The 16,576-nt window shown below is 42.0% G+C and carries 12 protein-coding genes; all 12 read left to right on the top strand.

Annotation, left to right across the window (positions count from 1 at the left end):
- Nucleotides 1-488 precede the first annotated feature (488 nt).
- Nucleotides 489-887, top strand: coding sequence for a succinate dehydrogenase, cytochrome b556 subunit (gene sdhC / locus AC6CHI_RS05480; protein WP_458891245.1), 399 nt, complete (start codon nucleotides 489-491; stop codon nucleotides 885-887).
- Nucleotides 887-1,252, top strand: coding sequence for a succinate dehydrogenase, hydrophobic membrane anchor protein (sdhD, locus tag AC6CHI_RS05475; protein ID WP_004695554.1), 366 nt, complete (start codon nucleotides 887-889; stop codon nucleotides 1,250-1,252). The genes sdhC and sdhD overlap by 1 nt, the downstream gene beginning before the upstream one ends.
- A gap of 12 nt (nucleotides 1,253-1,264) precedes the next feature.
- Nucleotides 1,265-3,163, top strand: a complete 1,899-nt coding sequence (locus AC6CHI_RS05470; protein WP_458891246.1) for an FAD-binding protein — start codon at nucleotides 1,265-1,267, stop codon at nucleotides 3,161-3,163.
- Nucleotides 3,164-3,177: 14 nt separating this feature from the next.
- Nucleotides 3,178-3,888, top strand: coding sequence for a succinate dehydrogenase iron-sulfur subunit (locus AC6CHI_RS05465; protein WP_458891247.1), 711 nt, complete (start codon nucleotides 3,178-3,180; stop codon nucleotides 3,886-3,888).
- Between the two features lie 746 nt (nucleotides 3,889-4,634).
- Nucleotides 4,635-7,475: a 2-oxoglutarate dehydrogenase E1 component gene (locus AC6CHI_RS05460; RefSeq protein ID WP_458891600.1), complete on the top strand. Its 2,841-nt coding sequence runs from the start codon at nucleotides 4,635-4,637 to the stop codon at nucleotides 7,473-7,475.
- Entirely contained in the window at nucleotides 7,475-8,692 is a 1,218-nt protein-coding gene (gene odhB / locus AC6CHI_RS05455) for a 2-oxoglutarate dehydrogenase complex dihydrolipoyllysine-residue succinyltransferase (protein WP_498119916.1), read from the top strand. The genes AC6CHI_RS05460 and odhB overlap by 1 nt, the downstream gene beginning before the upstream one ends.
- 60 nt (nucleotides 8,693-8,752) lie before the next feature.
- Nucleotides 8,753-10,186 (top strand): dihydrolipoyl dehydrogenase, encoded by a 1,434-nt coding sequence (gene lpdA / locus AC6CHI_RS05450; RefSeq protein WP_016165823.1) that lies wholly within the window; start codon nucleotides 8,753-8,755, stop codon nucleotides 10,184-10,186.
- A gap of 171 nt (nucleotides 10,187-10,357) precedes the next feature.
- Nucleotides 10,358-11,524, top strand: a complete 1,167-nt coding sequence (gene sucC, locus AC6CHI_RS05445; RefSeq protein ID WP_458891250.1) for an ADP-forming succinate--CoA ligase subunit beta — start codon at nucleotides 10,358-10,360, stop codon at nucleotides 11,522-11,524.
- Nucleotides 11,525-11,535: 11 nt separating this feature from the next.
- A complete protein-coding gene (gene sucD / locus AC6CHI_RS05440) occupies nucleotides 11,536-12,426 on the top strand; it encodes a succinate--CoA ligase subunit alpha (protein ID WP_498119914.1) in 891 nt (296 codons plus the stop codon).
- 127 nt (nucleotides 12,427-12,553) lie between these two features.
- Entirely contained in the window at nucleotides 12,554-13,237 is a 684-nt protein-coding gene (locus AC6CHI_RS05435) for a response regulator transcription factor (RefSeq protein WP_498119912.1), read from the top strand.
- A gap of 167 nt (nucleotides 13,238-13,404) precedes the next feature.
- Nucleotides 13,405-15,657: a primary-amine oxidase gene (gene tynA, locus AC6CHI_RS05430; RefSeq protein ID WP_498120067.1), complete on the top strand. Its 2,253-nt coding sequence runs from the start codon at nucleotides 13,405-13,407 to the stop codon at nucleotides 15,655-15,657.
- A 70-nt stretch (nucleotides 15,658-15,727) separates the two neighbouring features.
- Nucleotides 15,728-16,483 carry a TorF family putative porin gene (locus tag AC6CHI_RS05425; RefSeq protein WP_498119910.1) on the top strand — a complete coding sequence of 252 codons (756 nt, stop codon included), beginning with the start codon at nucleotides 15,728-15,730 and terminating at the stop codon, nucleotides 16,481-16,483.
- Nucleotides 16,484-16,576: the final 93 nt, after the last annotated feature.

Genomic DNA, 16,576 nt, shown 5'->3' with positions numbered 1-16,576 from the left:
TGTAATTTTAATCCATAAAATTTATTCGTGTTCTGTATTTTATTTTGGCTAAGTTGTTATTTAATCTGGTGATATCTTAAAAATATGGCTTTAAATAAATAGTGAACATTTTGATAGGAAATGCAAGTCCTCTTCTATAAAATAAACTGAAGGTAAAACTGAGTAATTGTTCTAAATATCTTTAGTCTAAAGATCGGGTATCTACCTGAGGGGCTATGAATGGTAAAATTCACTGGATAAGTGATAAAAACCAATAGCATAGCATTGGTTTGATGCTAAATTATTGGTTTATATAGAATGTTTAGTGTTGTTAATGATTCTTATTTATGGTTTTTTTGTTAAAAAACCAGTCTTTGATTGTTTGTATTTTGACTTTTCGCGTTTTATAATTCGGTGTCGTTCTAAGTTTAGGCATTTGCTTGCCTGACAATGCCAGCTTTCCTTCGAATTAATTCCAACAAACTCCGGATGGAGTTTTTACTTACAGGATGCCCGCTGTGAAAAGCAACAGACCTGTCAATTTGTCCATGGGTCAAGTTTTAGAAGTAAACTTAAAATCCCCTGTGGCTATTGCATCAATTTTACACCGTCTATCTGGTGTCATCGTATTTTTACTCGTACCGGTACTTTTATGGATTTTAGACAAGTCATTGTCTTCTCCAGAAGGTTTTACGCAAGTGCAAGCTATTTTTAATAGTTTCATTGTGCGTTTTGTCGTATGGGTATTTGTAGCCGGCTTAATTTTCCACTTTATTGCGGGTGTTAAGCATTTACTTGCGGATCTAGGTTTTGCTGAAGAACTGCAAAGTGGTCGTGTCGCAGCTACTATTTCATTGATCTTGTCTGCAATCGGTATCATTGCGGCATTTGTATGGATTGTTATCTAATGAAAAGTGCTACTGGTTTAACGGGTTCAGGTTCTCGTGATTGGTTTATCCAACGCGTAAGTGCTGTCGTATTAGCAGTGTATACAGTTGTTGTATTAGGTTGGATCCTATGCAATGGCGGTTTTAGCTACGAACAGTGGTACGGCTTTATGATGACAGCTCCAATGAAGATCTTATCTTTATTAGCAGTCTTATCTCTTGTTGCACATGCATGGATCGGTATGTGGCAGGTATTCACGGATTATGTGACTACTCGTCAAATGGGTCCTTCAGCTTCAGGTTTACGCCTTGTACTGACTTCAGCAGTAATTATTGCTGTATTTGCATATGCGATCTGGGCAATCCAGATTTTTTGGGCGAATTGATAGGAATAGATCATGGGCGCTATAACCCCTAAAGAAGATTACACAAATATTCCACACGAAACTTTCGATGCTGTCATCGTGGGTGGTGGTGGTTCAGGTATGCGCGCGTCTTACCAACTTGCTCAAGCTGGTTTGAAAGTTGCGGTACTAACTAAAGTATTCCCAACACGTTCACACACTGTTGCGGCGCAGGGTGGTATTGGTGCATCTCTTGGTAACATGCAAGAAGATAACTGGCACTACCACTTCTATGACACTGTTAAAGGTTCTGACTGGTTAGGTGACCAAGACGCGATCGAATTTATGACGCGTGAAGCACCACAGGTTGTTTATGAATTAGAACACTTGGGTATGCCATTTGACCGTAATGCAGATGGTACGATTTACCAGCGTCCATTCGGTGGTCACTCTGCTAACTACGGTGAAAAAGCGGTTCCACGTGCTTGTGCTGCTGCTGACCGTACTGGTCACGCGCTTCTTCACACGCTTTATCAAAGCAACGTGAAAATGGGTACACAATTCTTTGTTGAATGGATTGCACTTGATCTTATTCGTAACGAAGCGGGTGATGTTTTAGGTGTAACGGCAATTGACCAAGAAACCGGTAAAATTGCAGTATTCCAAGCCAAAGCGACATTGTTTGCTACAGGTGGTGCGGGTCGTGTTTACCGTGCATCTACTAATGCCTACATCAACACTGGTGACGGTCTTGGTATGGCGGCTCGTGCAGGTATTCCATTACAAGATATGGAATTCTGGCAATTCCACCCTACGGGTGTTGCGGGCGCAGGCGTATTGTTGACCGAAGGCTGTCGTGGTGAAGGTGCAATCCTTCGTAACGATGCGGGTGAGCCGTTCATGGAGCGCTATGCACCAACTTTAAAAGACTTGGCACCACGTGACTTCGTATCGCGTTCTATGGACCAAGAAATTAAAGAAGGTCGTGGTTGTGGTCCGAAGAAAGATTACATCTTGCTTGATATGACGCACTTGGGTGCTGAAACAATCATGAAACGTCTTCCATCTGTATTCGAGATTGGTAAGAAATTCGCGAACGTTGACATCACTAAAGAGCCAATTCCTGTAGTACCGACAATCCATTACCAAATGGGTGGTATTCCTACGAACATTCATGGTCAAGTTGTTGTACCTGAAAGTCGTGAAACTTCACCGCTTGAAGCCAACTACAACAAAGATACTGATGTTTACTCGACCAATGCGGGTGAGCGTAACTTCACGAAACCTGTTAAGGGTTTCTATGCAATTGGTGAATGTTCTTGCGTATCTGTACATGGTGCAAACCGTTTAGGTACCAACTCACTACTTGACTTGGTTGTATTTGGTAAAGCTGCTGGTGAACACATCATTGATTACGTGACTAAACACCACGGTGATGAATATCAACCGCTTCCTACAACTGTACTTGAGCAAACTGTTGCGCGTATCCGTAAATTGGATGAGTCAACTTCAGGTGAAAATGCTCAAGAAGTTGCTGATGCAATCCGTGATATCGTACAAGACCATGCTGGTGTATTCCGTACAGAAGCGTTGCTTGACAAAGGTGTGAAAGAAATCCTTGCAATCGAATCACGTGTTCGCAACATTCATTTGAAAGACAAATCTAAAGTTTTCAACACTGCGCGTATTGAAGCATTAGAAGTTGAAAACTTGTATGAAGTGGCTAAAGCGACTCTGATTTCTGCTGCTGCACGTAAAGAGTGTCGTGGTGCGCATACGGTTGTTGATTTTGAAGAGTCTCCAGATCATCCAGAATACCCATATGGTCGTCGTGATGATGAGTGGATGAAGCACACGTTATGGTTCTCTGCTGACAATCGTTTAGAGTACAAGCCAGTGCGCTACAAGCCGCTCTCTGTAGCAGCTATTCCACCTAAACCACGTACATTCTAATTAGGAGAAGTAAGATGAGTAGAGGTACTCGTACATTTAATATCTACCGCTACGATCCTGATAAGGATGCAGCACCTTACATGCAGACTTTTAAGCTTGAATTGACTGATAAGCACCGTATGTTGCTTGATGCACTTCTTGCATTGAAAGTACAAGATGAAACTTTAACGTTCCGTCGTTCTTGCCGTGAAGGTATTTGTGGTTCTGATGGTGTGAACATCAATGGTAAAAATGGTTTAGCGTGTCTTTGGAACCTAAACGATTTACCAGAAGTGATTACAGTTCGTCCTTTACCTGGTTTGCCAGTGGTTAAAGACTTAGTTGTGGACATGAATCAGTTCTACGATCAGTACAACAAAATTCATCCATTCTTGATCAACAACCAACCTGCGCCACCAAAAGAGCGTTTACAGTCTCCTGAAGACCGTGAACACTTAGATGGTTTGTACGAATGTATTCTTTGTGCATGCTGTTCGACTTCATGCCCATCATTCTGGTGGAACCCAGACAAGTTCTTGGGTCCTTCAGCATTGTTGAATGCCTACCGTTTTATCATCGATTCTCGTGATACAGCAACTCAAGAGCGTTTGGCTCGTCTTGACGACCCATTCTCTTTGTTCCGTTGTAAAGGCATCATGAACTGTGTGTCAGTATGTCCTAAGGGGCTTAACCCGACTAAAGCAATCGGTCACATCCGTAACATGCTTTTAGATATGGCTGGCTAATTTTTACAGTTAGCGAATGCAGAAAAAGCACACTTTCGAGTGTGCTTTTTTTATTGAATAGCAATTTTGCTGCTGAAATGATCGGATTGCTGTGGAGTGGTGAAAGGCTAATCAGAATTTGTGCGATTCATGTAAAAAGGTGAAGATTATCTATGGCGAGAATGCAGTAGTAGGGTAAAATAAATGCTATGATGTAACGTTATAAAAGGGCAATTTGTGAAAAGGTGCTCTTTTTTGTTATTAGCAAAACTGAAATTGGACTTTGGTCTAAATTGCATCTTGTTGAGTGATGACGCACCATAGTTTACCTGATGTAAATCAATGTGTATTTAGCTGATTTATGAATGGTATGTGTCAAAAAAATCAATTGCATGTAAGGGTTCATGTTACGATTTGATACATCGTTATATTGAAAAAAAGTGGTTAATTTGTGTGCATTTTCTCGTTAAATAAGCACAAAATTTAAACAAGAAGTGGTTTTAGAAAAGCTAAATCGAGAATTTACCTTTTCTAAAACGATTTTGCAAAAAATTGCTCGGTTTCGGTCGAGTATTTATGGATGAGTGATGATGCCATTGAGGGTGTTGTTGTTCATTTTTCACATCAGGATAATCCTAATGTGGTGATAACGCCCAAAGGCAAATGTCTGCTGGGGACTGATGTCATGTTACCAATTTGACATTATCAATCATGGGGTTGCTTAACAAGCACCTGAAATATTTTTGCAATAGGAAATGGGTCCACAAATGCAAGAAGTTGCTGACGCTTTGCGTCTTGACACTGAACTTTCCGCTGATAGTGCAGCGTATATTGAAGAACTTTATGAGCAGTATTTAACGTCACCAGAATCAGTTGGAGCTGATTGGCGTACATACTTCGATAAATTCCCGAAAGGTGATCAACCACACAGCAATGTACGTGAGCAATTCCTCTTATTAGGTCGCAATTCAAGTCGTGTACAGGCCGTGGTTCAAAGCACAGTGAGTACTGAACATGAGCGTCGTCAAATTGGCGTATTACAACTTATTGCAGCGTATCGTAACCGTGGTCATCAAAAAGCAAAGCTTGATCCATTAGGTTTGGCGAAACGTGAAATCGTTCCAGATCTTGATCTTGCTACTCATGGCTTGACCCAATCAGATTTAGATACTGTTTTCAATACTGGCAATTTACTTATCGGTAAAGATGAAGCAACTTTAGGTGAAATGGTTCAAGCCATGGAAGCAACGTATTGTGCTTCGATTGGTGCTGAATACATGCATATTGTTGATACCAAAGAAAAACGTTGGATTCAACAACGCCTTGAAGGTGCACGTGGTCAATTTAATTTCACTGCAGAACAGAAGAAACACGTATTAGAGCGTTTAACTGCAGCTGAAGGCCTTGAAAAATTCCTGGGTAATAAATACGTCGGTGCAAAACGTTTCGGCGTGGAAGGTGGTGAATCTTTCATTCCAATGGTCGATGCTTTGATTCAACGTGCAGGTTCTGTAGGTTGTAAAGAAGTTGTGATTGGTATGCCACACCGTGGCCGTTTAAACCTATTGGTTAACATCATGGGTAAAAACCCAGCAGACCTATTTGGTGAGTTCGAAGGTAAGAGCATACACAAAAAAGGTTCTGGTGACGTTAAATACCACCAAGGTTTCTCTTCAAATGTAATGACTCCAGGTGGCGAAGTTCACTTGGCATTGGCATTTAACCCATCGCATTTAGAAATCGTTGGACCAGTAGTAGAAGGTTCGGTACGTGCACGTCAAGTTCGTCGTAAAGACATCGGCGGTGACGATGTATTACCAGTGATTGTTCACGGTGATGCGGCATTTGCTGGTCAAGGTGTAAACCAAGAAACTTTCCAAATGTCACAAACTCGCGGTTATACCGTAGGTGGTACAGTGCATATTGTTGTGAATAACCAAGTCGGTTTCACAACATCTGATCCGCGTGATGCACGTTCTACAGAATACTGTACTGATATTGCGAAAATGATCCAAGCACCGATTTTCCATGTGAACGGTGATGATCCTGAATCAGTATTGTTTGTTGCTCAATTGGCGCATGACTTCCGTCATACGTTCCGTAAAGATGTTGTCATCGACATGTTCTGTTACCGTCGTCGTGGTCATAACGAAGCGGATGAGCCAGCTGCAACACAGCCAATGATGTATCAAGTCATCAACAAGAAAACAACAACACGTGCTCTATATGCAGACCAATTGGTTCAAGAAAACGTGTTGGATCGTGCTAAAGCTGATCAAATGATTGAAGACTACCGTGCTGATTTAGAAGCGGGTAATCACGTTGCGAATGCACTGGTACTTGAGCCAAATACAAAAATGTTTGTAGATTGGACTCCGTACTTGGGTCATGACTATACAGATGTTTGGGATACAACGTTCTCTGAAGATCGCTTAAAAGAACTTGGTCGCACTATGCGTCAGCTTCCTGAAGGCTTTGTGATGCAGCGCCAAGTAGCAAAAGTGATTGATGATCGCTTGAAAATGCAAACGGGTGAAATGCCGTTGAACTGGGGTGCTGCTGAAACTTTAGCTTATGCAACTCTGTTAGATGAAGGCTATTTAGTTCGTTTAACGGGTGAAGACGTAGGTCGTGGTACATTCTCACATCGTCATGCGAAACTGCATAACCAAGTTGATGGTTCGACTTATATTCCTCTTTGCCACATCAAAGAAAACCAACCGCGTGTTGCTGTTTATGACTCGCTATTGTCTGAAATGGCAGTATTGGCATTTGAATATGGTTACGCAACGACATTGCCAAAGAGCTTGGTGATTTGGGAAGCTCAGTTCGGTGACTTCGCTAACTGTGCACAGGTTGTAATTGACCAGTTCATCGCTTCTGGTGAAACCAAGTGGGAGCGTGTTTGTGGTTTAACCATGTTGTTACCACACGGTTTTGAAGGTCAAGGTCCTGAACACTCATCTGCACGTTTAGAGCGCTTCTTACAGTTATGTGCTGAAGACAACATGCAAGTGATGACGCCGACAACGCCTGCGCAAATTTTCCATGCTTTACGTCGTCAAGCAATTCGCCCAATTCGTAAGCCAATGATCATCATGTCACCGAAGTCTTTACTTCGTCACAAACTTGCAACTTCAACTTTAAGTGAACTTGCAAACGGTACATTCCAAACTGTGATTGATGAAGTGGATCAAATCAACAAATCGGACGTAACTCGTCTCGTGATTTGTGGTGGTAAGGTGTATTACGACTTACTCGAAAAACGTCGTGAACAAGGTTTAAATAACGTGGCAATTGTCCGTGTTGAACAATTGTACCCGTACCCAGAACAACGTATTGCTGAAGTATTGGCTTCTTATCCGAACCTTAAAGATGTAGTTTGGACTCAAGAAGAGCCTAAGAACCAAGGCGCTTGGTTGTTTATTGCTCCTCGTTTATACGAAGATGTAATGAAATCAGGTAAACAAGTACGTATCAGTTATGCAGGTCGTGAAGCTTCTGCTGCACCGGCTTGTGGTTCACCATATTTGCATGCAAAACAACAAGCTCAGCTGGTTAATGACGCTTTAGCGATCGTAGCTGAACAATCAGGAGAATCTCAATAATGGCAACCGAAATTAAAGCACCGGTATTCCCAGAGTCAGTTGCGGACGGTACGATTGCAACTTGGCACAAACAACCAGGTGAAGCAGTATCACGTGATGAAGTGATCTGTGACATTGAAACAGATAAAGTTGTTTTAGAAGTAGTTGCTCCTGCTGACGGTACAATCGTTGCAATCATCAAAAATGAAGGTGACACAGTTCTTTCTGCTGAAGTAATTGCTCAGTTTGAAGAAGGTGCGGTTTCTGGTGCTGCTGCAACTGAAGCAGTTCAAGGTGAAGCGAAAGTTGAACAAGCTGCTGCGAACACTCAAGCGGGTGCTGCGCCAGTTGTAGAACGTGCTCAACAAGTACAAGACCAAGCTCCTGCAGTTCGTAAAGCGTTAACTGAAACTGGTATTGCTGCTACTGATGTTGCAGGTACTGGTCGTGGTGGTCGCATCACGAAAGAAGATGTTGCTAACCATCAAACTAAACCAGCAGCTCCTGCTGCTGCACCATTAAGCGTTGCAGTAGGTGAACGTATTGAGAAACGTGTTCCAATGACACGTCTTCGTAAGCGTGTTGCTGAACGTTTACTTGCAGCAACTCAAGAAACTGCAATGTTAACTACGTTTAACGAAGTGAACATGAAGCCAATCATGGAAATGCGTGCGCAATACAAAGATGCATTTGAGAAGCGTCATGGTGCACGTCTTGGCTTTATGTCATTCTTTGTTAAAGCAGCAACTGAAGCACTTAAACGCTACCCAGCAGTGAATGCTTCAATTGATGGCGATGACATCGTTTATCACGGTTACTACGACATCGGTGTAGCAGTTTCTTCTGACCGTGGTCTAGTCGTACCTGTTCTACGTGATACTGACCGTATGAACTACGCTGAAGTTGAAAACGGTATCCGTGACTACGCTTACAAAGCACGTGACGGTAAGTTGGGTATCGAAGACATGACTGGCGGTACATTCACCATTACTAACGGTGGTACTTTCGGTTCATTGCTTTCTACACCAATCTTGAATACGCCGCAAACTGCAATTTTGGGTATGCACAAAATCCAAGAACGTCCTATGGCGGTAAATGGTCAAGTAGAAATCTTGCCAATGATGTATTTAGCGCTTTCTTATGACCACCGTTTAATCGATGGTAAAGAAGCTGTTGGTTTCTTGGTAACAATCAAAGAATTGTTAGAAGAACCAGCTAAACTAATCCTTGACCTTTAATCGATAGCATAAAAATACCAGGCTTAGAGTGATCCTCTAAGCCTGTATTTGGAGATAAACATGTCTCAACAATTTGATCTTGTTGTAATTGGCGGTGGCCCAGGTGGCTATGAAGCAGCGATTCGTGCAGCACAGTTAGGTTTTAAAGTTGCTTGTATCGAAAAACGTATTCACAAAGGTAAGCCATCTTTAGGTGGTACTTGCTTAAACGTGGGTTGTATTCCTTCTAAAGCTTTACTTGATTCTTCTCATCGCTATGAAGATACAGTTCATCATTTAGATGATCACGGTATTACAACAAGTGAAGTGAAGTTTGACTTGGCTAAAATGCTGGATCGCAAGGATAAAATCGTTAACCAATTAACTATGGGTGTCGATGGCCTTCTTAAAGGTAATGGTATCGAATGGTTAAAAGGTACTGGTAAATTACTTGCGGGTAAAAAAGTTGAGTTTGTTTCTCATGAAGGTGAAACTCAAATTTTAGAGCCAAAATATGTGATTCTTGCATCTGGTTCTGTGCCTGTAAATATTCCTGTAGCTCCTGTTGATCAAGACATTATTGTTGATTCAACTGGCGCTTTAGAATTCCAAGAAGTTCCTAAGCGTTTAGGTGTTATTGGTGCTGGTGTCATTGGTTTAGAACTTGGTTCAGTATGGCGTCGTCTAGGTGCTGAAGTTGTTGTATTTGAAGCAATGGATGCATTCTTACCAATGGCTGATAAAGCGTTGGCTAAAGATTACCAAAAAGTATTGACTAAACAAGGTTTAGACATTCGCGTAGGCGCTAAAGTTGCAGGTACTGAAGTTAACGGTCGTGAAGTGACAGTTAAGTACACGCAAGGTGGCGAAGATAAGACTCAAACTTTTGACAAGTTAATCGTTTGTGTTGGTCGTCGTGCTTATGCAGAAGGTTTATTGGCTGATGATTCAGGTATTAAACTCACTGAACGTGGTTTAGTTGAAGTAAACGATTGGTGTGCAACTTCTGTTGAAGGTGTATATGCAATTGGTGACTTAGTCCGTGGTCCAATGCTTGCGCATAAAGCAATGGAAGAAGGCGTAATGGCTGTTGAACGTATTCACGGTCATGCTGCACAAGTGAACTATGACACCATCATTTCTGTAATCTATACACACCCAGAAGCGGCGTGGGTAGGTTTAACAGAAGAGCAAGCCAAAGAAAAAGGCCATGAAGTGAAAACTGGTCAATTTGGTTTCGCTGCAAATGGTCGTGCAATGGCTGCTGGTGAAAATGCAGGTTTTGTGAAGTTCGTTGCGGATGCAAAAACTGACCGTTTATTGGGTATGCACGTGATTGGACCTGCTGCGTCTGATATCGTTCACCAAGGTATGATTGCACTTGAATTCGTATCAAGTGTTGAAGATCTTCAATTGATGACATTTGGTCATCCAACTTTCTCTGAAGTTGTACATGAAGCTGCATTGGCTGTAGATGGCCGTGCAATTCACGCAATTCAGCGTAAGCGTAAGTAAGATCAAAAAAAGAGCGGTTTAACCGCTCTTTTTAATTTTATAGGTTGTTTTTAGCCACACAATCTACTACAAATAAGAAAGAAAAAATGAAACAAGAGCTAATCCGGATAGACGTGAGTCTGAAGGTTAGTCACCCCATAACAAAGCGAAGAAGTAGTAAAAGGTTAGTCAATGAATCTACATGAGTATCAAGCCAAAGCGTTATTAAAAAAATATGGTATGCCTGTTCAAGAAGGCGTATTGGCAACGAACGCAGATGAAGCCGTACAAGCCTTTGAGCAACTGGGTGGCAAATTTGCAGTAATGAAAGCGCAAGTGCATGCCGGTGGTCGTGGTAAGGCAGGCGGTGTCAAGGTTGTAAAATCAAGCAAAGAAGCCGCAGACTATGCCAACCAAATTATCGGTACTCGCTTAGTCACGTATCAAACAGATGCGAATGGACAGCCTGTCAACAGCATACTGGTCTGTGAAGATGTTTATCCTGTAGAGCGTGAATTGTACCTTGGTGCGGTGGTTGACCGTTCTAGCCGCCGTGTGACTTTTATGGCATCCACTGAAGGCGGTGTCGAAATTGAAAAAGTCGCGGAAGAAACACCAGAGAAAATTATTAAAGTTGAAGTTGATCCATTGGTCGGCTTACAACCTTTTCAGGCGCGAGAAGTCGCTTTTGCCTTGAAATTAAAAGATGGACAAATTGCTCAGTTTGTAAAAATCATGACCGCTGCTTATCAGGCATTTGTTGAAAATGATTTTGCTTTATTTGAGATTAATCCGCTGTCTGTACGTGAAAATGGTGAAATCCTATGTGTTGATGCCAAAGTTGGGATCGACTCGAATGCGCTATATCGTATTCCTGAAGTCGCTGCTTTACGTGATAAATCACAAGAGAATGAGCGTGAGCTGAAAGCATCAGAGTTTGATTTGAACTATGTTGCTCTAGAAGGCAATATCGGTTGTATGGTCAATGGTGCAGGTCTAGCCATGGCGACCATGGATATCATTAAGCTTTATGGTGGACAACCGGCAAACTTCTTAGATGTCGGTGGTGGTGCAACCAAAGAGCGCGTGATTGAAGCCTTTAAATTAATCTTGGCAGATACCTCGGTTCAAGGGGTATTGATTAACATTTTCGGTGGGATTGTACGTTGTGACATGATTGCTGAAGCGATTATTGCTGCAGTACAGGAAGTACATGTTGAGGTTCCTGTTGTGGTTCGTTTAGAAGGAAATAACGCAGAATTAGGCGCGAAAATTCTAGATGAATCAGGTTTGAAATTAACTTCTGCCAATGGCTTAGCCGATGCCGCAGAAAAAATTGTTGCAGCAGTGAAAGCATAAGGAGTGCCAGCATGAGCGTATTAATTAATAAAAGCACAAAAGTTTTGGTACAAGGTTTTACAGGGAAAAACGGCACATTCCATTCTGCTCAAGCCTTAGATTATGGCACCAAAGTGGTCGGTGGTGTTACTCCGGGTAAAGGTGGAACAACACATTTAGATTTACCTGTTTTTAATACCATGAAAGAAGCCGTACGTGAGACGCATGCGGATGCATCGGTTATTTATGTACCTGCTCCTTATGTGTTGGACTCAATTGTAGAAGCAGTAGATTCTGGGGTTGGTCTGATTGTGGTGATTACAGAAGGTGTGCCGACACTGGATATGCTAAAAGCCAAGCGTTATTTAGAAACCAATGGCAATGGCACACGTTTGGTTGGACCAAACTGCCCAGGTGTAATTACCCCGGGTGAATGCAAAATTGGCATTATGCCAGGGCATATTCATCAACCAGGTCGTATTGGGATTATCTCTCGTTCAGGTACTTTAACCTATGAAGCGGTAGCGCAAACTACGAAACTGGGACTAGGTCAGTCTACTTGTATTGGTATTGGTGGAGATCCAATTCCAGGAATGAACCAAATTGATGCATTAAAATTGTTCCAAGATGACCCAGATACTGACGCGATTATCATGATTGGTGAAATTGGCGGAACGGCAGAAGAAGAGGCTGCTGAATATATTCAGTCAAATGTCACGAAACCTGTGGTAGGTTATATCGCTGGGGTAACTGCACCTAAAGGCAAACGTATGGGGCACGCGGGAGCGATTATTTCGGGTGGTAAAGGTACTGCAGAAGAAAAATTCGCAGCATTTGAACGTGCCGGCATGGCCTATACACGTAGTCCAGCAGAACTGGGTTCGACCATGTATCAAGTCTTAAAAGACAAAGGTCTGGTTTAATACCCGAGCTTTAATCTTAAAAACCGCATACTATGGCTTTAGTATGCGGTTTTTTTTATGGAGTACGGCTTTGGTATATATATTGCTGAATTGAGGCAACAATTCGAAATAGTATTCTCTTACCTCAATGCAAGAAGTTAATTGGAACCAGTTTAGTGATGAGTTTTGCCGAAATATTCAGAAAGTGATTCCTTTTGAAGGATTCGTTGCCTTTAATATCGATTCGGCAATGACGGGGAGTCAATATTCATTTCAAGGCATTAATCATCAGGCGGCAGATGAATATTTGGGGAAGAAACAACAATTTGATCCCGTACATTTCATGCACAGTTATTATGAGCCTGAAACTAAATTTAGCGTGTTACACACGGCTGAATCTAATCAAGAATATGATGAATTTTTAAAAAAATGGCATGTACAAGATACCCTTGAACTGTTCTTTCGGCAGAATGGCGTGCCCGTAAAGGGAATGAGTTTGGTGCGTTCGAATGCACTCGAGCCGTTTTCGTTACAAGACCTTAAATTGGTTGAGTCGTATTATGATTTAACGGTCAGTTGCTTTAATCAGGTGTTGGCTGTGACCCATCATCAGGTAAATACTTTTAATGAAGCTTTAACTGAGTCTTTAACCCGAAAGGAGTGCAGGATACTGAATTTGTTATGTAAAGGATTAAACAACCAAGCACTTGCCGATGAGATGCATTGTGGTGTGTCTACGATAAAAACCCATTTACAACATATATATCAAAAAACACAGGTGAAAAGTCGGCAGGAGTTAATGAGTCGGGTGCTATGCGGTATTCATCTTTAGCCTCAAAATGAGAAATCTGACGTGAATTTTAAAAATCATCCTTTGGGATGATTTTTTTATTTCAGGAACAGCGTAATTTTTCAGCATAGAAAAAATTGTGTCTGCGACGAAGGGAATTCAAGATGAAGAAATTACATTCACAAAAACTAAGCAAATATTTGAAGCAAATGTCAAATATTATGGGTGTAATGGCGATTGGCGCATGTGCAACTCAAGTGATGGCGCATGGTGAGGCGGCTAAAATGTTACCGCTGCAGCAGGCTATGCAATCGGTTGGTGCAACTGTACAGCAAGATCAATATGCGAATGTTTATACCATCAGTAAAAATTCGACCTTGGTGCGCGCCAAACCGAACTCAACCACCATTATGGTGAATGGTAAACCATTAAAAATTTCAGCACCGATTGTGGTTAAAAATGGCCAAGCCATGGCTTCTGAAACCTTGGCAAATGAAATTTTCCAATCGGGTTTAGATCAAACTTTTCAGGTTGAAACAGTTAAACACCCTTTGAATACGCTCACTGGGGAAGAGATTCAAGTTGTCACTAAAGTGATTCAGGCCGATCAACGTGCACCTAAAACTTTGCGTTTTAGCCGCGTTCGTTTGCAAGAGCCTGAGAAAAATGCGGTGTGGGACAGTGTACTGAATCATAAAAGCTATAATGGTCCACGTTTAGCCGAATTTAGCCTCCTACAGAACGATAATATTATTGAGGGGGTGGTTGACCTGAATAAGCAGCAAGTGACCAGCTGGAAAGTCTTACCTGCAACGCATGGTATGGTTTTGCTGGATGATTTCATGACGGTGCAAGAAATTATTCAAAAGAGCCCTGAATATCATGCCGCTTTGGCAAAACGTGGCATCACGGATGTAACCAAAGTGGTGGGAACGCCATTAACCGTGGGCTATTTTGGTGGTCAGGATGGGTTGAATAAAGAGCTGAGTCTACTAAAAATTGTCAGTTATTTAGATGTGGGTGATGGGAATTACTGGGCACATCCGATTGAAAACTTGGTGGCTGTGGTTGATTTAGAGAAAAAGAAAATCATCAAAATTGAAGAGGGCAGTTTAGTCCCAGTGCCGATGGCGGCTCGTCCCTATGATGGTCGTGATCAGAAAGCTCAAACACGGAAGCCGTTAAATATTACGGAGCCAGAGGGAAAAAACTACAGCATTACAGGGCAATATATTCATTGGGGCAATTGGTGCTTCCACGTCGGACTGGATTCTCGCGTGGGCTTACAGCTGGGTACGGTCACCTTTAAAGATAAAGGCGTGAAACGCAAAGTGATGTATCAGGGGAATCTGGGCGGCATGGTCGTACCTTATGGTGATCCAGATATGGGCTGGTACTTCAAGTCATATCTCGATTCTGGTGAATATGGCATGGGCACACTGACCTCTTCCATCGAATTGGGCAAAGATGTGCCAGAAAATGCCGTATTACTTGATGCTGTCATTGCAGACTATCAGGGTAATCCAGTTACCATTCCAAATGCCATTGCCGTATTTGAGCGCTATGCTGGACCTGAATTCAAACATCAGGAAATGGGGCAAGCCAATGTGAGTGTGGAACGCCGTGAGTTGGTGGTCCGTTGGATCAGTACCGTCGGCAACTATGATTACATGTTTGATTGGGTCTTCTCTGATAACGGGACGATGGGCATTAATGCCGGTGCAACAGGCATTGAAGCGGTAAAAGGGGTCAAATCATCGACTATGCATGATGCGACAGCCAAAGAGGATACGCGTTACGGAACTTTGCTGGATCACAATATTGTCGGTACGACTCACCAACATATTTATAATTTCCGTTTAGATTTAGATGTCGATGGTGAAAAGAATACCCTGACGCATATGAACCCTGTGGTGAATGTGAACAAGAAGGGGATCCGTAAAAGTGCGATGGAAATTGAACAGCATGTGGTACGTACGGAGCAGAATGCAGCAGAAAAATTCGATCCATCTACCATTCGTTTAATCAGTAATTACTCAAAAGAAAACAAGGTGGGTAACCCTGTCTCATATCAACTTATTCCATATGCTGGCGGAACGCACCCAATCGCGAAAGGTGCAAACTTTAGCCCAGATGAGTGGTTATTCAAGCGTTTGAACTTTATGGATAAGCAAATTTGGGTGACAAAATATAACCCGAATGAACTCTATCCAGAGGGCGCCTATCCAAACCGTTCGGATAAAGATACGGGTTTAGGTCAATTTGTTAAAAATAATGATGATATTGATAACAAAGACTTGGTGGTCTGGTTAACCACAGGTACCACGCATGTTGCGCGCGCAGAAGAATGGCCAATTATGCCGACAGAATGGGTGAACGTGTTATTGAAACCATGGAATTTCTTTGATCAAACACCGTCATTGAATTTGAACACACCGAAAGATAGTACTCATCAACATTAAGCAGGGAATCACAATTGAAAAGACCATATCTCCTATGCGGTATGGTCATCTAATCGATTTGGGGAAATTTATGTTCAAAAAATGTGTGCAACCTTTAGTAATGTTGTCGTTATGTGCGGCTTCAGCTGCGACTTGGGCAGAAGACAGTTCAGCAATTGCACCTGCAATTAGCGTATCAGGTTCAATGACCATGGCAACGGACTATCGTTTTCGTGGTGTTTCAATGTCGAATCGTGACCCTGCGATTCAGGGGGCATTAAACTTTTCTCACCGCTCAGGTGCTTATTTAAGTCTTTGGGCTTCGAATGCAGATGTGGGCGCAGGTGGAAATGTAGAAGCGGATTTTTTTGTGGGCTATATTTTACCGCTGACAGAAAAGTCATTTTTAGATATTAACTATGCTGATGTTAATTATCCTGGCACGATAAAAGAATACCACACCGACTTTAGTGAGTTTGGGGTGAATTATAATCACAGTGACTTGATCACTGCAGAGGATTATTTCACCGCAGGGGTGTTCTATTCACCTGAGTTTGCTTTCAAATCGGGTACAGAAATTTATTTAAATACCACCTATAAGCTACCTGTTTATAAAAATATCAAACTTGTTTCGAGTTTGGGTTATACCAAACTCGAAGACAATGAACAATTTAGCAAAGCCTTTGGTGGTGATGGCGGTCAAGATGACTATTTTGATTATAAAATTGGACTCGGAGCGGAAGTACTTGGTTTGAATTCCGAACTGGTCTGGATTGACAATAATATTGATAGCGATGCCAATATAATGAAGGGTAGTGTGGTGTTTTCGCTTAGTAAACAGTTTTAAATCAAAGACCCGCGCTAGAATCTAGTTAAAACATAAGCCTCATCATGAGGCTTATGTTTTCTGCATATGCATAAACGAAATGACCGCGCGTGA

Source organism: Acinetobacter sp. GQ146 (assembly GCF_059758585.1).
The sequence above is the reverse complement of the archived record's forward strand: the minus strand, read 5'-3'. Positions and strand labels throughout refer to the sequence as shown.